Here is a 19,462-nt window from a genome sequence, read left to right on the forward strand (position 1 = left end):
AAGGAAGATAAATGTCTAAAAATTTGTTTGCTGGTGTCCTGCTGACACTCGCATTAACTGCCTGCAGTTCCACCCAAAACACTCCCGGTAACTCGGAATCGGTCAATAACACCTTATTGGCCGGCAATCTGCTTGAGGTGAGCGGGGAAAACCTAAGTGATTATTGGAAGCCCAAGTCGACAAAACCTGTGATGCTGAAGTCCCGCCCTAAGTGGATTCCCAAAGGGATGGGCCAGTTTAGTTATCATGTGGTCATAGATAGTGAGGGCAATGAGGTGAGTAAGACTCTGGTAAGTTCCAGCCCCGAAGGTTGGATGACCCAAGCAAGACTAAATAAGATGCCTAAGGTCCGTTATCTTGCCAGTGACGATAACCCTGAGCATCTGCCCGTAAAGGCGTTGTTGACGTCAAAGGTGATGCCTCGTCACCTCATAGAGAGCCAACAGCAATAAGTCTAATTTCAATTGTTTAGTCTAAAGCTCTCTGTCACAAAGACTCTGTCTCCAATGCTCGGTCTAAAGTACTTGCTCCGAGTGTTCAGTCTCGGATGACCTGAAATGTCCATTGAGGCTTTTACCGAGTTAGCATTCAACCTAGCAATTTCAGGATAGCAAGTTAATGATAGCTAGTAAGGAAATCAGGCTATGAATAGATTCTGCCGTGGGCTATTACTCATCATCTTGTCGTTCGCCGTTAGTTTGCCACTCCTGGCCGATGACGGCTTGCTGGGCCAGGTGTTTGAGCAGAAGCAGAGTGGCGTACAGATCCAGGGGGAAGGCGAGGTGATTCGCCTGCTCAGTGATGATACCAAGGGCAGTCGTCATCAGCGCTTCATTTTGCGCCTGGCCAGTGGTCAGACGCTGCTGGTGGCCCACAATATCGATCTGGCGCCGCGCATTGCCGATCTCAAGGTCGGTGACAGTGTGGGTTTCTTCGGTGAATATGAGTGGAATGCTCGCGGCGGTGTGATCCACTGGACACACCATGATCCAAGGGGGCGTCACCCGGCGGGCTGGTTAAGCCATGGCGGCCGCAAATATCAGTAGGCTACTGGCTGGTTTCTAGCTCCGATTCGCTCACGACGGCGACCTGGCCCCTGAGTGACTGCTTGGATGGCCGCTCGAACAGAGAGGCCTTCGACAGCAGTTCAAACCTGTGATTGATGGCGATAAAGCTCTCGACCAGCTTAGGGTCGAAATGGGTGCCCTTATCCTGATGGATTAACTCTAGCGCCTCTTGATGACTAAAGGGGCGTTTGTAGCAGCGCGGTGAGGTCAGGGCGTCATACACATCTACCAGGGCGACGATACGGGCCGAGAGGGGAATTGCTTCCCCTTTAAGCCCGGCCGGATAGCCGCTGCCATCCCACCACTCATGGTGCCCACCGGCGATATCACGCCCCATCTTTATGTAAGGACACTCTGGCGCGTAACTAAGCAGACTCGCTAATACCTGAGCGCCAATAACCGGGTGCGCCTTGATCTGCTCAAACTCCTCTTCTGTGAGCCGACCGGGCTTGAGCAAGATGGCATCGGCGATCCCCACCTTGCCGATATCATGCAAAATCGAGGAGAGGGTGATCTCCTGAATAAAGTCGTCGGTTAACTCTGCTGGGGCATCAATGTCGGTTTGTCGCTGGGTAGCCAGCATCTTGGCGTAGTGCTGCATACGGATCAGATGCGCGCCGGTCTCGTTGTCCCGGTATTCGGCCAGTTTTGCCAGCCCCATCACGGTTGCGCGCCGCGATGCTATGGTCGATCGCAGCGACTGGGTCAGTTTACCCAGCAGGAAGGCGGCGGATTGAGTCACTATGGCATTGGTGACGATGAAGTTTATCGCCACCACAAACCAGATGAAGCTACTATAGCCCTGTGTCTCAGGCGATTGAAAGCCTTGCGTATGGTAGATCAAGCCTATGGCTAGCAGAGCCGCAGCGTTAAGCAGCTGGGCGCAAAGGCTGGCCCGCTTGCCAATCAATATGCTGGTGAGCGGGGGGAAGATAAACAGCCAGAAGAACCCGGCGCCCGTTGGGCCTATGGTGATAAGGAAGGCCACGCCGATGGCGAAGAACATCAAACAGCCTATGCAGTAGCGTAGCGTCTGCCTCAATCCTCTCGCCAGTAAGATGTAGAGCAGCAACAGATAGGCCAGGGTGTCGAAGGCGGCCATGCCGACCAGCCCCATCTGGATGCAGAGGTAGACACTGGTGATGTAGACGGGCACACATAAGATGGCGAGGAGGCCAAACAGGCGCTTGAAGATCAGTTCGCGCCAGATGGGCAAGGTATCGTGAAGTTCGTGTGCGGCCGTTTGGGCAAAATTAGGGGCATCCATAGTCAATCCTTTGCACTGCCAGAGGGATTTCAATACCGGCGCAGCCTCTCTGGCGAGATCCTAACTGCTGCGCACCTAGCTATATAAGCTCTATAAATTCGCAATGTGAACCGCACTCGGCACTTAATGACCCGCAAAGGGGAATCTTACTGTGTTGATTCCTTACTATGCTGAGTCTTTACTGCGTTGATTCCTTACTGCGTTGACTCTTAGTTGCCGCGTCTTGGTTCACCCCTTCATTATTACCCATAACGTGGCTCGCGGGCTAATTTACCTTTCTCTAAACTGTTTCTTTTGTATGAAAATGTGACCAAGACGGTATGTAAAGGCTTTGCCCTGTCCTAAGCCTGAGCTCGCAGTTCAGTACTGCGTCTTAATAAAGCTCAGCCGGGACATCGTCTGGCGGCGTCAGCTCGTCGATGATCTCCCTGTCGATTTCGCGATCTATGATGCGATCTTCAATGTCTCGGCGGATCAGTTCATCTTCGAGGCGCTGACAGTGAAAATCACAAAAGCCGCCTGTGTTGTGTATGGTGTGGGTCGAGCCAGGATCGCTGCTTGCACAGGCGCTTAACAGTAAGATCGCGGCAAGGGTATAAAGTGTTTTCATAATCGCTCCTTTTATCGCTCATGTTTATCGCGTCACTGACCGGTTTTAACGTCATCCTCAGCCGGGCCATTTGTGAGTGCTAGTAGTGCTTTATCTGTCGCTGCTTAGCCGGCGAACACATCGTTAGGACCATAGTGACTCGGTACGCGCGATACATTAAGTTAGGTTTTATAGTGAAAACGGATAGGTGACTAGATTCATAAAAGAGCGGGCTCTGGTAGCTGGTAGCTGGTAGCTGGTAGAGATAACTAACAGTGATTGGCTGAGAGGCGCTAAGGCGATTTAAGCCAGGTAACTAAAGCTAGGTAACTAAAGCCAGGTCACTAAAGCTTTCTATATTATTGGTTTACTTTGGGTAAACTGGGCTAGTCTTAGCAAACGGCTCTGTTATACTAGCGCGCCTCAAATACCAGCCGCTCGATTGGCTGACGATTTTTGCCCTTGCGACCCTGAGAGAGAATCCATGACCTTTGCAAACCTTGGCCTGCCAAACGCTGTGCTCACTAACCTTGAGCAACTTGGTTACAGCCAGCCAACGCCAATCCAGCAAGAAGCCATTCCCCTGGCGCTCAAGGGTAAGAACCTGATCGCGGCAGCGCAAACCGGCAGTGGTAAGACGGCGACTTTCGTGCTGCCTATGCTCTCGACCCTGATGCAGGGCCAGACACAGCGCAAGAAGCGGGCCCGGGCGATCATTCTGGCGCCGACACGCGAGTTGGTGCTACAGGTAAATGATCGCATTGGCGAATATGGTAAAGGCTTAGGGCTGGTATCCATGGCCGTTTACGGCGGCGTCGATGTGCAGGCGCAGAAGCTGCAGTTGATCCAGGGCGTCGATATCGTGGTGGCCACCCCGGGTCGTCTGCGGGATCTCTACACCCAGAGAGCGATCCGCTTCGATGAGGTGGAGCTACTGGTGCTCGATGAAGCCGATCGCATGTTGGATATGGGCTTTATCGAGGATATCACCAAGATCTTAGATACCCTGCCAGAGGAGAGACAGAACCTGCTGTTCTCCGCCACCCTGTCTCGCCCGGTGCGCGAGCTGGCGAAACAGGCGGTGCCTAAGGCGATCCATCTGTCAGTCACTAAGAATCAAGATAGTCAGCCAGATATTGAGCAGTGGATCACTACGGTCGATAAGGACAAGAAGTCGGCGCTGCTCAGTCAGCTGATTAAAGACAATACCTGGCCCCAGGCGCTTATTTTTATCGAAACCAAACATGGCGCCGCTAAATTGGTGAGTCAGCTAGAGAAGCGGGGCATTCAGGCCGAGTGTATTCACAGCGGTCGTACTCAGGCGGTACGAGAGCAGATCCTGGCGGACTTTAAGGCGGGTAAGATTGCCTACCTTATCTCCACCGGCATCTCGGCGCGCGGGATCGACATCGACAACCTACCGCTGGTGATTAACTATGATCTGCCGTTTCCGGCCGATGAATATGTGCATCGCATCGGTCGTACCGGCCGAGCCGGCGCCAAGGGGGAGGCGATCTCCCTGGTGTCTAAGGATGACTTTAAGAACCTCTGTATGATCGAGAGCCGCCTCGATCACCTGCTTGAGCGCCGAGAGATAGAAGGTTTTGCGCCGAGAAAGCCAGTACCTATCTCTATCCTCAACTATGTGCCTAAGGCAAAGCGTGAGCAGTCTCAAGGTGAGAAGGGCCCTAAGGAAGTTAAGGATAAGCGGAGAGAAGATAAGCCTAGAGGTCAATCCAAGCCTCATGAAAAGGCATCAACCTATAAAGGTCACTCCGCCGATAAGAAGGCTCGGCCTGCTAAAGCTAAATCAGCAGCGGCTGGTGATCGCGGTGGTAAAGATCAAAGCTCGGAGCATAAGGTTGAACAAAAGCCAGCCTTTAATCCCTGGGCCGAAAGCCGGCCGGGTAAGAAATAAGATTTAACGAGAGCCCTCAGAGTGAGGGCTTTTTTACATCTGCAGAATTCATGGCAGATGTTTTGATTGGCCTCTTTGTAGGGGTTCTGCGAGATCCTCTAACCTACATGGATGTTGGAGGAGATATTGAAGGTTGCACCTTCTAAGGTATTAAACGCCTGCCCGGCGAGGGTTGTGCAGATACCCTTGTGAGACGCCGCAAGTACGCTCCCTGTAGGCTCTACCGTGACATCCCTGTCACGGAAGCTCACAAGTGTATCTACACTCGATATCTAACGTCTCTCCGATTTGGCGTTATCTGGTGTTCGAGGATTCTCGATTTTCAGCTTGTAGTGTTTGCCGAATGTTTGTTGGGAAATGATTGAAGGTCGTACCTTCATGACAACCTATCACCTGCGGTGGGCTTATGTGCAGATACGCCTGTGGCACGCTATGCGTCTTCTGACCTGAATGGATGTTGTGGAGGCAATTGAAGGTCATACCTTCATTGCAACCTAACGCCTGCCCGGCGGGGGAATGTGCAAGCACTCTTTTGGCACGCCGACTTTTTGTCAAAGAGAGTTATCCCTGGAGGCTTTACGGCGGCACTGACCTACATGGATGTAGGGAATGCCAAAAGATGTAGGGAACATATTTGGCCATGCCGCCGAGAGCCAAAAGTGTGCTTACACCCGTACATAACGTCTCTTCGATTTAACCTCATTGGGCAGGCATTGATACAAGTGATTATTTTTAAGAAAAAAACGTACAATAATGTGAAAGAACTTATTGAATACTACTTGACCAATAGCTTAATGTGTAATCCATCAAGGACAGAGCTAGGCCTACTCGAATCAAACATCGACCAAGCCATCCAGGGAATGAAAAAGCCAACCACATGCGCCAATCACCTCCTTTAGAAGATTACTCTGACCGCACTTATTTACATGCTTGGTCTCCTACCTTACAAGGCAGCGTACCTTGCAAGGTCTCACTAATAAGTTGTTATGCGCTAGAGAGAAATATGTATGTATGATTTTGAAAAAGTATTATTGAAACCAAATATTGAACCACTAGATAGCAATACTCAACGTGTTCGTCGGAATCTGATAGTTACTTCTGTTATAGCGTTTTTCTTATCTATCGGTTCCTCGGGTATTGATTCGAAAAATAGCAGTTTTGCTGGAATAAAATTTAATGGGTTACAGGTTGAAGCTATTCAACTCTTGATTTTTTTAGCATTGCTGTATTTTATTATTCATTTTGTTTGGGCTTCTTTGGAGCACTTAAATGAAAACCGACTAAGGTTAACTGGTGTTGCAATCCCTATGGTGCGTGGAGTCGCTAGAATGGGCTCTGCTCATACTTTGGAGCCTAATACGAGCGAAGCAAGTCAATCAACAATTTATTCATGGTGGAAAAATCAGATGACACTCACTGATGAATATGTGCGACTTATAAAGGATATTGAGAAAAATATAAATGATAACAAGCACGAGACAGCCATAAATAGTATCTCAACGCGAATTGATGAGTTGGTGTATAAATCAGCATATATTCATGAGGCAATGAAGCGCTACGAAGCTGGTTTTTGGCATCATCAAAGAAGTCAGCTACTCCGCTGGATACTCTTAGATTTCGGACTTCCTTTTGCTATTGGAGTCATCTCTTTGATTTTAACCTTTGTTAAACTACTGCCATTTATTCAGGCCTATGCCAGCGCATAACAAGACCATCAAGGTGATGCGTTTTACTCGGCGGTTTTGGTAAGGAGTTTGGTGTGCTTTGCTGGTTCAGCGGGGCACACCTTATGGCAGGCGTTATACGTTTTTTGTAAATGGAGTTTTGAAATGAGAAAAGTGTTCGAATTTACTGTTAAAAATCATAAAGTCAAAATTGTTAACTCTTGGTCTCGTGGTGCAAAATTATATATTGACGGTGAATGCCGTGATCACGATTCAACTTTCTTTGCTAATGGAAAAATTGCCCTGCTGTCAGCAAACTTAGGAGAGTTTGGCATTTTGGAAGTATTTCCTTTATCGGGGCTCATTTCCGTAGAAATGGATGTATTTTTAATCAATAACAATGATAAGCAGCATGTGTTTAGCTCCCACAAACGCTTAAGCCTAAAAGAACAACGGTTGACAAGTTAAACGTATAACAAAGCTCACTAGTTAGTATGAGATGTCAAAAAAGGATTTTAAATGAAAGTCTTGTCTATGTTTTTACTTGTCATTCTTGTGTCTGGGTGTACTTCAAAACCACAAGTTGATGATCAAACTTCTCAAAAGGTCACAATAACGGGTACTAGAATAGAGCGGTCCGAAACGTCGCCAGGACCAAAACTGACGATGAGATTAAATAAGCAAAATGGGTCTAGTAACTTTATGCAGGCTTTAGCTGGGTTGCAGAGTCTCCCGCAACCCAAAGACATAGGTGACTGCAAAGGCTTACTGTCGGCTCTAACTGAAAGTAACTTAGCAATACGTATAGTGGACAAAAATAATGTCGTTTTAGAAAGTGAACATGGTCTTTATCAATATTCTTTTGATGACAATAGTTGCCCGAGCGACGAAACATAGCAATCCAATCAAAACATAAGCTCTGCTTCAAGGCACATCTCTACATCAAGCAACATGCGCAAAAAAGCGAGCAGTTTGAGTATGCGGGGGTTGTACTCAATGGCTACTCGCTTTGATATTTTGAAATGAAGAGCCTGTGGGCTTAGTTCTCTCCTACAACGAGCACCTTTGACTCAAGAGGTGCTAAATCTAGTGTGACTTGGCCTCCTTTTGTCGTTAGGGTCAATGGCGCTGTAGGTTTTTTATCACTCAACATCTCTTTAAGCGGGTAGGTGCCTGGTGCGAGTTGCCAGCGTTTAACTAAGGCTGGGGGTAGCTCTAGGGTGAATTGCTTTGCCTTGTCTTTAGCGAAGTTGCTGACGATGATGAGCTTTTGCTTGTCGTCGAAGCGGCTGAAGGCAAATAGATCTGCATCATATCCCTTGCCTTGATCGATATTCGACCTGTGCAGATCGCCATAGTCACCGCTTAGCGCGCTGAGGCTGTGGCTTAGGTTTAACAGCTTGGCGTAGTAAGCTCGCAGACTCAGCTCTTCTTTTGAAGACTGACCGCCGTCGAATTTACCCAGGTTCATAAAGCGCTGGTGGGCCGGTACGCCAACATAGTCGAAGATGCTGGTGCGGCTGGGTTTACCAAAGCCCGCGTCTTCACTGCCATCTTCGCCGACCTCCTGGCCGAAATAGAGCAGGGTGGGCGCTTGGCTTAGCGTGGTCGAGACAACCATGGCGGGCAGGGCAATTAGGGGATCGCCGGCAAACTCTGGGCTGGCGATGCGCTGCTCGTCGTGATTCTCGAGAAAATGCAGCATGTGCGCGGCAATATCTTCGACGCTGTTGCGATCGCGTTCGATCGCCTGGGTGCCAGCCTTGCCCTGGATGATCGCCTTGAGGCTGTCGTAGAGCCCCACCTTGTCATAGAGGTAGTCCATCTTGCCAAGGTGAATATAGTCGCGGTAACGGCTCGGGGTATATACCTCGGCGAGCAGCAGGGCATCAGGATTGGTCTGCTTGATGTGGCTGTTCAGATAGCTCCAGAAGGCAACCGGCACCATCTCGGCCATGTCATAGCGAAATCCGTCTACGCCCTTGGCGAGCCAGTACTGGGCGATCTCGTTGAACTTAATCCAGGAGCTGGGGATGCTATCCTTTGGCACCTGTTGCCAGAAGGCGTAGTGCTCGGCGGCCGACTTTTTGCCGTAGCCCTCTGGTAGCTGAGGAAAGTCCTCGCTGCCATCTGGCGTGACGCCGTAATTTATCTTAACGGTTTCATACCAGTCGTTTTGATCTGGCTTGGCCGCGCGGGCACCATTGCCGGTCCACTTGGCAGGAAACTCGTCAAACTTGCCATCGACTAGCGGATGTGGCTCGCCGCCTAGGGGCTTTAAATCTGGGCTTAAGCTTGGCACCTCGAAAGGCGTGTCCACCACATAGTAGAAGTTGTTGTCTCTGGCGTAACTGACCCGAGTGTTGTCATTCGCGCCGAAGTCAGTGACGCCTTTCGGGGCCGACAGCGAGTGATAGCCGCGCGCCACATGGTTGGGCACTATGTCGATGATCACTTGCATGCCAGCTTCGTGAGTGCGGGCGATCAACGCCTCGAACTCCTCTAGGCGTTTAGCGGGTTCGTCTGCCAGATCTGGGTTGACGTTATAGTAGTCTTTCACCGCGTAGGGTGAGCCAGCGCGGCCCTTGACCACATCGGGATCATCAGTGCCGATGCCATACTCGCTGTAGTCGCCGACCAAGGCATGATGGGGGATCCCCGTATACCAGATATGGCTGACGCCTAAGGATTTGATGCTCTCTAGCGCCTTGGGGGTAAAGTCACTCATCTTGCCCACGCCGTTTTGCGCCTTGGTGCCCCAGGGGATGTTGGCGGTCTGGGTATTGCCGAAGAGTCGTGTGAATACCTGATAAATCAAAGGCTTGGTCACCCGCTCGCTGCTTGTAGACTGTACGTCACTTGATTGGATGCTAGCAGTTTTTGCAGTAGTTGCTGCCTCCATCTGGGGCAGGGCGAATGCCTGGGCTGAGATCATCAGCGCGGCGCTGCACAGGGCAGCACTTAACTTATTTAATGGAACGTTAAACGGAATGTTCAATGGCTTGTTCAAGAGCCTATTCAAATCGTGATGCACCTTAGTCATTATTTGGCGTCCTCTATGGCTAACAGGGTAACGCCTTGTCCCTTGATAGAGAGGGTCTTATCCAGCGTGACGGTGTCGCCGCTGATCACATTGCGCGCCTTGCGGGCACTGCCTAGCAGGTCGCGATAGCGCTCGAGTGACAGTTCGACCGGCTTGTCGTTCTTGTTGAAGATGGTCATGAGACGTGCCTTGTCGCCGCAATCTTGCTGACTACAGCGCATCTGCACGTAAACGCCATCTTCAGGCACATAGTGGCGAAGGCCGCCGTTGTGGATATAGCTCGCCGTCTTACGGAAGTTGAGCAGGGTACGGGTGAAGCTCAGCATAGATTGCTGTTCTTTATTCAGCCCTTTGTTATCAAAAACTGAGATGGCATCTCCCGGCCAGCCACCGGGGAAATCTGAGCGGGTGACACCATCATTACGATCTTTGGTCGGGCTTTGCATCAAAATTTCTGAGCCATAGAAGATCTGCGGAATGCGGTTACTGGTGAGCACATAGGCCAGTGCCATCTTGGTCAGGGCTAAGTTATCACCCAGCAGGCTGTAGAGGCGATTGGTGTCGTGGTTGCCTTCGAACAGCACAAGTTGCGTCGGGTCGGCATAGACCACATCGTTGGCGAGGAACTCATACAGGCGCATCATGCCTTCGCTCCAGCCTTCCTCTTCGCTCAGCGCCTTGATCAGGGTTTCATAGAGGGGGAAGTCCATCAGGCTTGGCAACTCTGACTGGTAGCCATCTTGATTGACCTTGCCCTTCTGCCAGTAGGAGACGGTTATTGGGTTGCCCGTCCACTCTTCGCCGACGATGTTGAACTTGGGATACTCAGCCATGATGGCGCGGGTCCAATCGACCAGAAAATCCTTATCGGCGTAGGAGTAGGTGTCTTCGCGTATGCCGCTTAGATTAGCGTATTCTACCCACCAGATGCTGTTTTGGATCAAGTAGTTAGCAAGCTGTGGCTGATTCTGGTTAAGATCGGGCATGGACTCGACAAACCAGCCGTGGCTGAAGTCGCGCTTGTCTTTGGTAACCGCGTAGGGGTCTTGCAGCGTGGTACGTCTGTGGGTGGTGAAATCGATGGCCGAGGAATCTTGAGCTAATGCGCCCTCGGGACGGTTGACCCAATCCTGGCTGGGGAGATCATCCATCCACCAGTGGTTAGCGCCGATATGATTGACCACCACATCGGCGATGATACCTATGCCTTTCTGTTTCGCCTTGATGGCCAGCTGGCGGTAGTCGTCATTGCTGCCAAACCTTGGATCGATACGGTAGTGGTCGGTGACCGAGTAGCCGTGGTAGGAGTATTCGGCCATATTATTTTCGGTAAGCGGGTTGATCCACAGCTGAGTGACGCCAAGATCTGCCAGATAGTCCAGGCTATTGATGATCCCCTGAATGTCGCCGCCGTGACGGCCACCCGGATTGCTGCGATCGGCTTGCTCTATCATGTCGGCCTGGTTGTCATTAGTGGGGTCGCCGTTAGCGAAGCGATCTGGGGTGATGAGATAGATAACGTCTTTGTTGCTAAAACCCTGGCGAGCTGCGCTGCCTTTGTCGCGCTCAAGCAGATCGTAGGGTACGCTAATTTGGTCTTGGCCTGCGTGTTCGAATGTCAGCTTAAAGGTCTGCGCCTTGGCGCCTTGGGTGTCTAAGTTAATAAACAGATAGTTGGGGTTCTCTGTGGTCTCAACGCCTTTGAGGGTTACGCCATCGGCCTTAACGCTTACCTTAGTCTTAGCGATGTTTTGGCCATGCACCATCAGCTGCAGCTGGCTGTGTTGCATGCCTGCCCACCAGTTGAGGGGCTCGATACGCAGTTTCTGGGCGTTAGTATTTTCGCTGATAATGGAACTGCTTGCTGGTAGCACAGATGCCATCACCTGAAAGGCGGAAGGGGCGAGCATAAGTAACGAGGTGGCGATGAGTGTGAGTTTCAACTGGTTATTAGTACGTCTCATGGGCAGTCCTTTCGGCGTTCGACCTTTTGATGCTGTGCCTAGCGTGGTGACACATCAAGGTGTTAGGTGTGGCTCAGTTAACTTTCTGGGTGTGACACAGTTTTTCGTTAGCTTAATATGAAAACACCTGCTTCAAGGGATCGAAGCAGGTGTTTTTCGGCTATTACCTAAGATTACATAGTGTAGCTAAATCCTAGGAAGTATTGGCGACCAAAGCTCTGGATGGTACCAGTCTGGTGCGTCTGACCGAAGTAGGTCTTGTTAGCTTCGTCTGTCAGGTTATTAACCTGGAACAGGAACTTAAGACCATTGTCCATCGCATAAGATGCCTGGTAGTCGAGAATGGTTTCTGCATCGAAGAAGGCCAGTTGAGATTCTACCGCAACTTGCTCAGAAACATACTCACTACGATAACGCATGCTCAAACGGGTATCGAAACCATCCAAGGTGTAGAACAGAGTGGTGTTCAATACGTGTTCAGACAGGCCTGGTAGCGGGATAGCTAAGCTTTCACCACTTAGGTCGGTTTCAAACTCTACTTCACTGTCAGAGTATGCGTAGCTGCCGGTGAAACCTAGGCCGCTCAGTGCGCCCGGTAGGAAGTCGAATACCTGAGTGTAGGCAAGCTCGATACCGCGAATATAACCGCCGTTATCGTTGTTAACCGCCGTCTGGTACTGGCCTTCATTCTTAACGACAGGGAACTCTACTCCGTTATCGACAATAGTGTCTGGCACGATGAAGCCTGCTTCTTCGAAGTCAAATGGCTGAATAGTGAAGTTGTTGATGAACGACTTGATGTCTTTGTAGAACACGGCAAAGACGATCGCACCTTCAGACTCTTCAAAGTAGTGCTCATATGACAGGTCGTACTGATCGGCATAGAAAGGATCCAGTAGCGGACTGGTGTTACCCCATGCGTTGTACTTCTTGTAACCTGGCGTTGCTGAGTCGTCATACCAAGAACCCATGCCAGACTTCAGCTTGTCGATTGGTGGACGAGCCATAACCGATGCTGCGGCAAAACGGATCTGATCGTTTTGGGTCAGGTGGAAGTTCAAGTTCACCGAAGGTAGGTAGTCGGTGTAAGACTTGCCCACTTTGTTGTGGATATAGTCGGTGCTGACCACGCCTTTTTCATCGACGATCTCTTCACCCAGACCGAAACCTACTTGTTGTAGACCTGTACTTGACTGATCTGTGTTAACCACACGCAGGCCGATGTTACCTGTTACAGGGATGCTACCAATTTCGAAGTCTAGGTTAGCCTGAACATAACCGGCTAGCACGTCTTCATTTACCGTACCACTTTGGATCATGGTCCAGTTGTTGGCCCAGTTAGCGGTAGGGACGAAAGGATCTTGTCCTGTTGCCGCCAGTTGTGCGTTAACCAGATCAACAGCCTTATCAAAGTCGATCGCCAAGAAGCTTGGGTAGCCTGAAAGCTCGCCGCCAAAGTTAACCACACGGGTCATGTCATCGGTCAGGGCCAGCACAGGTTGATTGTCTGGGTTAGTGCCAAATTCGAAACCATAGCCTGCTTGAGAGCGCTGCGCGTTGAATTCACGCTCAGAGTATCTTACGCCGACGTCGATAGACGACACGAAGCTATTGTCTAGTTGGTAGTTCAGGTCGAGTTTGTAGGCGATCAGATCGTTTTGTTGATCATAAGGCCACATACCCACTTCTCTCAGACCTAGGGTCGAAGTATCTGTGTAATCCTTGGCGAAACTGATGTCGGCTGGATTGAGGTTGTTTAGCTTATAAGTGATCGACTCAGCCGATCTAACATTGTTAGCCATGTCGTCATAGATAACGGCGCGGGTACCGCCGTTGACGAATTCACCGTCGGCAGAAGAGTAGCTGATGTCTGCGGCGATGGTGAGGTTTTCACCATTGGTCCATTCGATGTTAACTGCGCCAGAGGTGAGCTCTGAGTATTTTGAGTCGTTATCGTTAACCACAAAAACGGCAAAGTTATCAGTACCATCGGTAGACACTGTACCACCGATCATAGAGCCGTCTTCGACAATGGCGTCACTGATCTGACCGTTCTTTAATGATTTCACACGGAAACCGCGGGCAAAGTTCTCTGAGTCGAACTTAGAGTGGAAGATGTCGCCCTTAAAGCTCCAGTTGTCATTGGGTTGCCAGTGGATGGCGCCCATGTAACCGTCACGGGTATCGGTACCACCTTTTTGTTGCATCTCGAAGCCTTCGCTGATGGACTCAAGGTTGCCATCACCGTTGACATCGCGTCTGTCATCGTTGAAACGTAGGCCGATGAACTGGCTTGCTACATAAGGTTGATAAAGATGGGCGTAACCCACGGCAACACCAAGGGTTTCATCGAGGAACTTACCTTGGTACGAGAAGCTTAGACGGTTGCCATATTCTTCTGCGTCGGCAATTTCACCGGCGCGGTCGTTAAAGCTACCACGAGCGTTAACGGTAAAGTTGTGGTCTTTTGGTGCCTGCAGCGGGTCAGCTGTTTTAAGCTCGACTGTGCCGGCAACACCACCTTCGATGAGAGAAGCCTTTGGCGACTTATAAACTTGCGCCTGGTTGATCAGCTCAGAAGGGTATTGATCGAATTCGATCGCACGTTTACCACCAGTGGTAACCTGCTCGCGGCCGTTTAATGTCGCGGCAACGAAATCACCGTCCAGACCACGAATGTTAAGACCACTTGCTTGGCCACCGGTACGTACGGCGGTAACACCTGGCAGGCGGGTTAGGGCATCGGCAATTGATTGATCAGGCAGGGCGCCTAAGTCATCTGCAGAAATGGTTTCTGATACGGTATCGGCAAAACGCTTGTTGTTGAGCGACTTGATCACACTGGTACGGAAGCCACGTACCTCGATCACTTCAATTGACTCGTCTTGAGTCGTTGCTGCCGCTTCAGCCTTCGCTGCCTCGTTATCAGCTGCATAGACATTAATACAAACGCCGGCCGAGAGCAGGGCTAGCGTGAGTAGGTTAGGTTTAAATTGAAACATCCATCTTCCCCTTTTTTCACTCTATTCATACTGTATTACTTCTTATGTGTGAAATAAGGGGGGACCCTTGTTCACAGCTATATAGGTGAATGAGAGTGCTTGTTATTGTACTTGTTTCTAAGTTGTTATGTAGCAGCACCGATACTACTCTCGCACTCGTCGCGGTCACAATATTATGCATACGTATTCAAAAGTGACCTCGGCCTCAAAAAGGGTGTCTATCGGGGTGCGCCAGCTCACAAAATGGCCTGCATAATTCAGTCTAACCCCATGTTTATAATTGCTTTTGTTCTAGGTGGTCAGAAGGTGCTTTAAGCCTGTCTGTTTTGCATACGTATGCAGTGGTGTTGAACCCGATTTCCCGGATAACGTATGCTCGTTTCATTCTAATAACAATTGTTCGTCGACAACGATCGGGTAACAGGTATGCAACCCAGGGGCAGGCACCTGCCTTTAATATAGTCGTTGGTGACCTAGGGGCGATAATGAACCAACTCTCCTGGTGGCGCGGCGCCGTCATCTATCAGATCTATCCTCGCAGCTTAATGGATTCCAATGGCGACGGTGTAGGTGATCTACAAGGCATCATAAGTAAACTCGACTACATTGCGAGTCTTAACGTGGATGCCATCTGGATCTCGCCTTTCTTCAAGTCGCCGATGAAAGACTTCGGTTACGACATCAGCGACTACCGCGCTATCGATCCTTTGTTTGGCACCATGGCGGACTTCGACGAGCTGATCGACAAGGCGCACGGCCTCGGCATCAAGGTGATTATCGATCAGGTGCTCAGCCACACCTCAGATCAACACGCCTGGTTTAGCGAGAGTCGCCAGTGCCGAGACAATGCCAAGCAGGACTGGTATGTGTGGGCCGATCCTAAGCCGGACGGCACAGCGCCTAACAACTGGCTGGCTATCTTCGGTGGCTGTGCCTGGGAGTGGGAGCCACGTCGTCAGCAATATTATCTGCATAACTTCCTGACCAGCCAGCCGGATTTGAACTTCCATAACCCTGACGTGCGCCAAGCTGTGCTGGATAATGTTAAGTTCTGGCTCGATAAGGGAGTCGATGGTTTCCGCCTCGATGCGATCACCTTCTGTTATCACGATGAGCAGCTAAGAGACAATCCGCCTAAGCCTGAAGACAAGCGTCAGGGCAGGGGCTTTAGCGAAGATAACCCTTACGCCTATCAGTATCACTACTATAACAACACCCGCCCGCAGACTGTTGGTTTCATCGAAGAGCTGCGCGCGCTGATCAACCAATATCCTGGCGTGGTCACCCTAGGGGAAGTCTCTTCGGAAGACTCGTTGGCGACCATGGCCGAATATACCCAGGGCGACGATCGTCTGCATATGGCCTACAGCTTCGAGCTGCTGACCGACGACTTTAGCCCGGCCTATATCCGCCACACGGTAGAGGCGCTGGAGCAGAGCATTGGCGATGGCTGGCCCTGTTGGGCGATTGGCAACCACGACGTGCAGCGGGTCGCGACACGTTGGGGCAGAGACGCCTTCAATAGCGATATGGCCAAGATGCTTAACGCTATGCTTTGTTCGCTACGGGGCAGTGTCTGTAGCTATCAAGGGGAGGAGTTGGGTCTTGGCGAGGTAGAGATCGCCTATGAGCAGCTGCAAGATCCGTTCGGTATCACCTTCTGGCCTATGTTCAAGGGCCGTGACGGTTGTCGCACTCCTATGCCTTGGCGCCATGACGCCAACCATGGTGGCTTCAGTGACAACACGCCTTGGTTGCCGGTTCCGGCCGATCACAAAGCAGTAGCGGTCGATGTGCAGGAGGCCAATCCTGAGTCGATTCTGAACCATTATCGTCACATGCTGGCCTGGCGTAAACAGCACCCGATACTGGTCACGGGTGATATCAAATTTATTGAATCAACCGATGCACTTTTGGTGTTTGAGCGTCGTCTCGGCGAGCAGATTCTGCTGGTTGCCTTTAACCTGAGTGGTGAGCCACAGAGCTATAGCCTGGCAGGTCTGGGCGAGAAAGCACTGACGCCACTGGAAGGCCATGGTCTGCCCAAGGCTGAACTGAAAGGCAATGTCATTCAGTTTGACGGTTTCGGTTGTTTCTATTGTTGGAAGTAAAGGGCCTGGAAATAAAGGGCTTGGAAATAGACGGCTTGGAAATAAAGGGCCTGGAAATAGCTAATCGAAAGTAGCTGGCTCTCGTTAGCCAGCTATTTGCGTGAAAAGATTTAACAGCACAAACAAAATATACAATAACAAAAGAGAACTACACCATGGCAATGATGCAACAAAGTAGCACGGCTACCGGGGTTGGCGGTGAGCAGGAGAACTATCGTTTCGCGTTAGTCTCCCTGACCTCGCTATTTTTCATGTGGGGCTTTATCACCTGTCTGAACGACATCTTGATCCCCCATCTCAAGGCGGCATTTTCGCTCAACTATGCCGAGGCGATGCTGATCCAGTTCTGCTTCTTCGGCGCCTACTTCCTGGTCTCTATGCCGGCCGGTAAGCTGGTTAAGGCCCTCGGCTATCAGAAAGGGATAGTGACAGGTCTGCTGATCGCGGCACTGGGCTGTGCACTCTTCTATCCTGCGGCGGCGCTGGCCACCTACGGACTCTTCCTCGGCGCCTTGTTCGTGTTGGCCTCAGGGATCACTATTTTGCAGGTGGCGGCGAACCCCTATGTGAATGCATTGGGTAGCGTAGAGACCGCCTCTAGCCGTCTTAACCTGACTCAGGCCTTCAACGCCCTGGGTACCACGGTTGCGCCATATTTTGGCGCCGTGTTGATCCTCTCCGTCGCCGTTGAAGCCAGCGAGACCCTGACTCAGGCACAAGCCGAGGCGGAAGTGGTTAAACTGCCTTATCTGATCCTTGCAACTGCATTAGGTATCCTGGCGCTGGTATTTGCCAAGCTGGATCTGCCGCAGATCAAAGAGCATTGCCAGAGCGGCGAGCAGGGTGAGGTGGTGCACAATGGCAAGACCAGCGCACTGCAATCACTGCATCTGGTACTCGGCGCCGTGGGGATCTTCGTCTACGTGGGTGCTGAAGTGTCTATCGGCAGCTTCCTGGTTAACTTCCTGGCCCAGGATGACATTGCTGGTCTTACAGAGGCCAGCGCCGCGAGTTACATCACCTATTACTGGGGCGGGGCCATGGTAGGTCGTTTCATCGGTAGTGCCGTGATGCAGAAGGTGCCTGCCGGTACCGTGCTCGGTTTCAACGCCTTGATGGCGGCGCTACTGGTAGCATTGGCGATGACCAGCACGGGCACCGTGGCCATGTGGGCAATTCTGGCGGTTGGCCTGTTCAACTCCATCATGTTCCCGACCATCTTCAGCCTGGCGCTGCGGGATCTCGGCCCGCACACCTCACAAGGGTCGGGCGTACTCTGCTTGGCCATCGTCGGTGGCGCGATTCTACCTCTGCTGCAGGGTGTACTGGCGGATAACATAGGTATTCAGCATGCTTTCTTCCTGCCGATCATCTGTTACCTGTTCATTATGTTCTATGGTGTGAAGGGCTCTAAGCTCTAAGGGCTATGCTCTAAGGCTTAGGTCTTTAAACCTATAATTCAGAGGCAAGCAGCAATGCTTGCCTTTTTTATTGCCATAATGGCCGCTAGCGCTTGCCTATTAGGGGCTTAACTCCTATGATCGCCAGCGATTTTTATTATCTAGGCTCTGCTACTTTAGGCTCAACTATGTTAAATGCGTCGCTATCTCCAAGTTCAACCGAATTAGTTATCAATGTGCTGGCCATGGTGCTCGAAGAGGGCAAACCGCTGGACAGAGCCTATTCACATCACTTCTCTGGACTCAAGTTGGCGCCGTCAGAGCAGGCACGCATCACCTATGTCACGGGCGATCTGCTGCGCCGCCTCAACTTCTACTGCTATCTGGCGGATATCTCAACCGATGAGATTGCCCGTATGGGTTCACGCCTGCTCAATGCCTGGCACATGGCGAACCAGCTGCCGATCCCTAAGTTGCAGTACACCCTGGCGATCGAAGAAGATGATTTTAATCAGCGCCTGGCAGCGGCCAAGCAGCAATCGGCACTGTTCGATGGTTGCCCCGAATGGCTCGATACCTTGGGTCAGGAGCAGTTAGGCGATGATTGGGCCAAGGAGCGCGCCGCGCTGGCACAGGCGCCTAAGCGTTACCTGCGCGTTAACCCGCTTAAGACAAATAGCGAAGATCTGGCCAAACGCCTTGCCAAGGAAGGGGTGGAGACCTGCGAGGTGCCAGGCGTGCCAAGCGCGCTCGAGGTGATCTCAGATGCGGCGCTGTTTCGTACCGAGTGCTTCAAGCTGGGGCTATTTGAGCAGCAAGACGCCGGTTCTCAGCACGTGGCCGCTGCCGTCGGCGCAGAGCCAGGTATGCGAGTGATCGATGCTTGCGCCGGTGCAGGTGGTAAGACGCTGGCCATCGCCGCACAGATGCAGGGCAAGGGTCGTTTGCTCGCCATGGATGTGGAGCAGTGGAAACTGGATAACCTTAAGCAGCGTGCACGCCGCGCCGGTGCCCACAATGTCGAGACCCGCATCATCGCCAGTAGCAAGACCATTAAGCGTCTTAAGCTGAGTGCCGACCGGGTGCTTCTGGACGTGCCTTGTTCAGGCCTTGGAGTTCTCAAGCGTAATCCTGACGCCAAGTGGCGCGACACGCCGGATCGCCTGCCCGTGCTGGTCGAGCTGCAAAAGGAGATCCTGCAGAGCTACAGCCGTATGGTGAAGGTCGATGGCATCTTGATCTACGCCACTTGCTCTATCATGCCTCAGGAGAATCGCCAGCAGGTTGATGCCTTCCTGGCCGCCAACCCACACTTTAGTTTTATCGACGATGAAACCGTGAGCGTGGCCGATACCGGCTTCGATGGCTTCTATCTGGCGCGTATGAAGCGTACCGCCGAGTCTGCCTAATCTTTTCTCGAGAACGTAATTTTTTGAT

At 51.3% G+C, this 19,462-nt stretch carries 14 protein-coding genes; 9 read left to right on the top strand and 5 right to left on the bottom strand.

The annotated features are described in order from the left end of the window. Nucleotides 1-11: 11 nt before the first annotated feature. Nucleotides 12-452 (top strand): hypothetical protein, encoded by a 441-nt coding sequence (locus K0J45_RS09590; RefSeq protein ID WP_011865678.1) that lies wholly within the window; start codon nucleotides 12-14, stop codon nucleotides 450-452. Nucleotides 453-644: 192 nt separating this feature from the next. Continuing rightward, nucleotides 645-1,046, top strand: a complete 402-nt coding sequence (locus K0J45_RS09595; RefSeq protein WP_220045100.1) for a DUF3465 domain-containing protein — start codon at nucleotides 645-647, stop codon at nucleotides 1,044-1,046. A 1-nt stretch (nucleotide 1,047) separates the two neighbouring features. Here the strand turns inward: K0J45_RS09595 and K0J45_RS09600 are convergent, their stop codons facing one another. Both K0J45_RS09600 and K0J45_RS09605 read right to left on the bottom strand, forming a co-directional pair. After that, the gene (locus tag K0J45_RS09600; RefSeq protein WP_220045101.1) at nucleotides 1,048-2,334 is read right to left on the bottom strand and encodes an HD-GYP domain-containing protein; all 1,287 of its coding nucleotides are present in this window, start codon (nucleotides 2,332-2,334) and stop codon (nucleotides 1,048-1,050) included. A gap of 373 nt (nucleotides 2,335-2,707) precedes the next feature. After that, on the bottom strand, nucleotides 2,708-2,944 hold the full coding sequence (locus tag K0J45_RS09605; RefSeq protein ID WP_220045102.1) for a hypothetical protein: 237 nt from the start codon (nucleotides 2,942-2,944) through the stop codon (nucleotides 2,708-2,710). A 463-nt stretch (nucleotides 2,945-3,407) separates the two neighbouring features. On the opposite strand from K0J45_RS09605, the gene K0J45_RS09610 reads away from it, so the two are divergent. The 4 genes from K0J45_RS09610 (at nucleotide 3,408) to K0J45_RS09625 (ending at nucleotide 7,402) form a co-directional block, all read left to right on the top strand. Beyond that, the gene (locus K0J45_RS09610) at nucleotides 3,408-4,841 is read left to right on the top strand and encodes a DEAD/DEAH box helicase (protein ID WP_220045103.1); all 1,434 of its coding nucleotides are present in this window, start codon (nucleotides 3,408-3,410) and stop codon (nucleotides 4,839-4,841) included. 1,007 nt (nucleotides 4,842-5,848) lie between these two features. Then, nucleotides 5,849-6,547, top strand: coding sequence for a hypothetical protein (locus tag K0J45_RS09615; protein WP_220045104.1), 699 nt, complete (start codon nucleotides 5,849-5,851; stop codon nucleotides 6,545-6,547). Between the two features lie 123 nt (nucleotides 6,548-6,670). Beyond that, on the top strand, nucleotides 6,671-6,973 hold the full coding sequence (locus K0J45_RS09620) for a hypothetical protein (protein WP_220045105.1): 303 nt from the start codon (nucleotides 6,671-6,673) through the stop codon (nucleotides 6,971-6,973). 51 nt (nucleotides 6,974-7,024) lie between these two features. After that, complete coding sequence (locus K0J45_RS09625) at nucleotides 7,025-7,402, top strand: hypothetical protein (protein WP_220045106.1); 378 nt, start codon at nucleotides 7,025-7,027, stop codon at nucleotides 7,400-7,402. A 142-nt stretch (nucleotides 7,403-7,544) separates the two neighbouring features. Here the strand turns inward: K0J45_RS09625 and K0J45_RS09630 are convergent, their stop codons facing one another. The 3 genes from K0J45_RS09630 to K0J45_RS09640 all read right to left on the bottom strand — a co-directional run bounded on the left by K0J45_RS09630 (nucleotide 7,545) and on the right by K0J45_RS09640 (nucleotide 14,514). Further along, complete coding sequence (locus K0J45_RS09630; RefSeq protein WP_220045107.1) at nucleotides 7,545-9,548, bottom strand: alpha-amylase family protein; 2,004 nt, start codon at nucleotides 9,546-9,548, stop codon at nucleotides 7,545-7,547. Then, nucleotides 9,548-11,512, bottom strand: a complete 1,965-nt coding sequence (locus K0J45_RS09635) for a glycoside hydrolase family 13 protein (protein ID WP_220045108.1) — start codon at nucleotides 11,510-11,512, stop codon at nucleotides 9,548-9,550. Before K0J45_RS09635 ends, K0J45_RS09630 begins: the two co-directional genes overlap by 1 nt. A gap of 173 nt (nucleotides 11,513-11,685) precedes the next feature. Further along, nucleotides 11,686-14,514 (bottom strand): TonB-dependent receptor, encoded by a 2,829-nt coding sequence (locus tag K0J45_RS09640; protein WP_011865686.1) that lies wholly within the window; start codon nucleotides 14,512-14,514, stop codon nucleotides 11,686-11,688. Nucleotides 14,515-14,999: 485 nt separating this feature from the next. Here K0J45_RS09640 and K0J45_RS09645 point away from each other — a divergent pair, with 485 nt between their 5' ends. The 3 genes from K0J45_RS09645 (at nucleotide 15,000) to K0J45_RS09655 (ending at nucleotide 19,434) form a co-directional block, all read left to right on the top strand. After that, nucleotides 15,000-16,625 carry an alpha-glucosidase gene (locus K0J45_RS09645; RefSeq protein ID WP_220045109.1) on the top strand — a complete coding sequence of 542 codons (1,626 nt, stop codon included), beginning with the start codon at nucleotides 15,000-15,002 and terminating at the stop codon, nucleotides 16,623-16,625. Between the two features lie 155 nt (nucleotides 16,626-16,780). Beyond that, nucleotides 16,781-18,046 carry a sugar MFS transporter gene (locus K0J45_RS09650; protein ID WP_220045110.1) on the top strand — a complete coding sequence of 422 codons (1,266 nt, stop codon included), beginning with the start codon at nucleotides 16,781-16,783 and terminating at the stop codon, nucleotides 18,044-18,046. Between the two features lie 167 nt (nucleotides 18,047-18,213). Beyond that, on the top strand, nucleotides 18,214-19,434 hold the full coding sequence (locus K0J45_RS09655; protein WP_220045111.1) for an RsmB/NOP family class I SAM-dependent RNA methyltransferase: 1,221 nt from the start codon (nucleotides 18,214-18,216) through the stop codon (nucleotides 19,432-19,434). The last annotated feature ends 28 nt before the right edge of the window (nucleotides 19,435-19,462 follow it).

Source organism: Shewanella alkalitolerans, assembly GCF_019457575.1.
In the GTDB taxonomy this organism is placed as follows: Bacteria; Pseudomonadota; Gammaproteobacteria; order Enterobacterales; family Shewanellaceae; genus Shewanella; species Shewanella loihica.

Bases quoted from the DNA above. Each gene is read 5' to 3' on its own strand.
- K0J45_RS09635 (WP_220045108.1), bottom strand. From the start codon at position 11,512: ATGAGACGTACTAATAACCAGTTGAAACTCACACTCATCGCCACCTCG.
- K0J45_RS09605 (WP_220045102.1), bottom strand. From the start codon at position 2,944: ATGAAAACACTTTATACCCTTGCCGCGATCTTACTGTTAAGCGCCTGT.
- K0J45_RS09630 (WP_220045107.1), bottom strand. From the start codon at position 9,548: ATGACTAAGGTGCATCACGATTTGAATAGGCTCTTGAACAAGCCATTG.
- K0J45_RS09640 (WP_011865686.1), bottom strand. From the start codon at position 14,514: ATGTTTCAATTTAAACCTAACCTACTCACGCTAGCCCTGCTCTCGGCC.
- K0J45_RS09590 (WP_011865678.1), top strand. From the start codon at position 12: ATGTCTAAAAATTTGTTTGCTGGTGTCCTGCTGACACTCGCATTAACT.
- K0J45_RS09600 (WP_220045101.1), bottom strand. From the start codon at position 2,334: ATGGATGCCCCTAATTTTGCCCAAACGGCCGCACACGAACTTCACGAT.
- K0J45_RS09645 (WP_220045109.1), top strand. From the start codon at position 15,000: ATGAACCAACTCTCCTGGTGGCGCGGCGCCGTCATCTATCAGATCTAT.
- K0J45_RS09610 (WP_220045103.1), top strand. From the start codon at position 3,408: ATGACCTTTGCAAACCTTGGCCTGCCAAACGCTGTGCTCACTAACCTT.
- K0J45_RS09595 (WP_220045100.1), top strand. From the start codon at position 645: ATGAATAGATTCTGCCGTGGGCTATTACTCATCATCTTGTCGTTCGCC.
- K0J45_RS09650 (WP_220045110.1), top strand. From the start codon at position 16,781: ATGGCAATGATGCAACAAAGTAGCACGGCTACCGGGGTTGGCGGTGAG.
- K0J45_RS09615 (WP_220045104.1), top strand. From the start codon at position 5,849: ATGTATGATTTTGAAAAAGTATTATTGAAACCAAATATTGAACCACTA.
- K0J45_RS09655 (WP_220045111.1), top strand. From the start codon at position 18,214: ATGTTAAATGCGTCGCTATCTCCAAGTTCAACCGAATTAGTTATCAAT.
- K0J45_RS09620 (WP_220045105.1), top strand. From the start codon at position 6,671: ATGAGAAAAGTGTTCGAATTTACTGTTAAAAATCATAAAGTCAAAATT.
- K0J45_RS09625 (WP_220045106.1), top strand. From the start codon at position 7,025: ATGAAAGTCTTGTCTATGTTTTTACTTGTCATTCTTGTGTCTGGGTGT.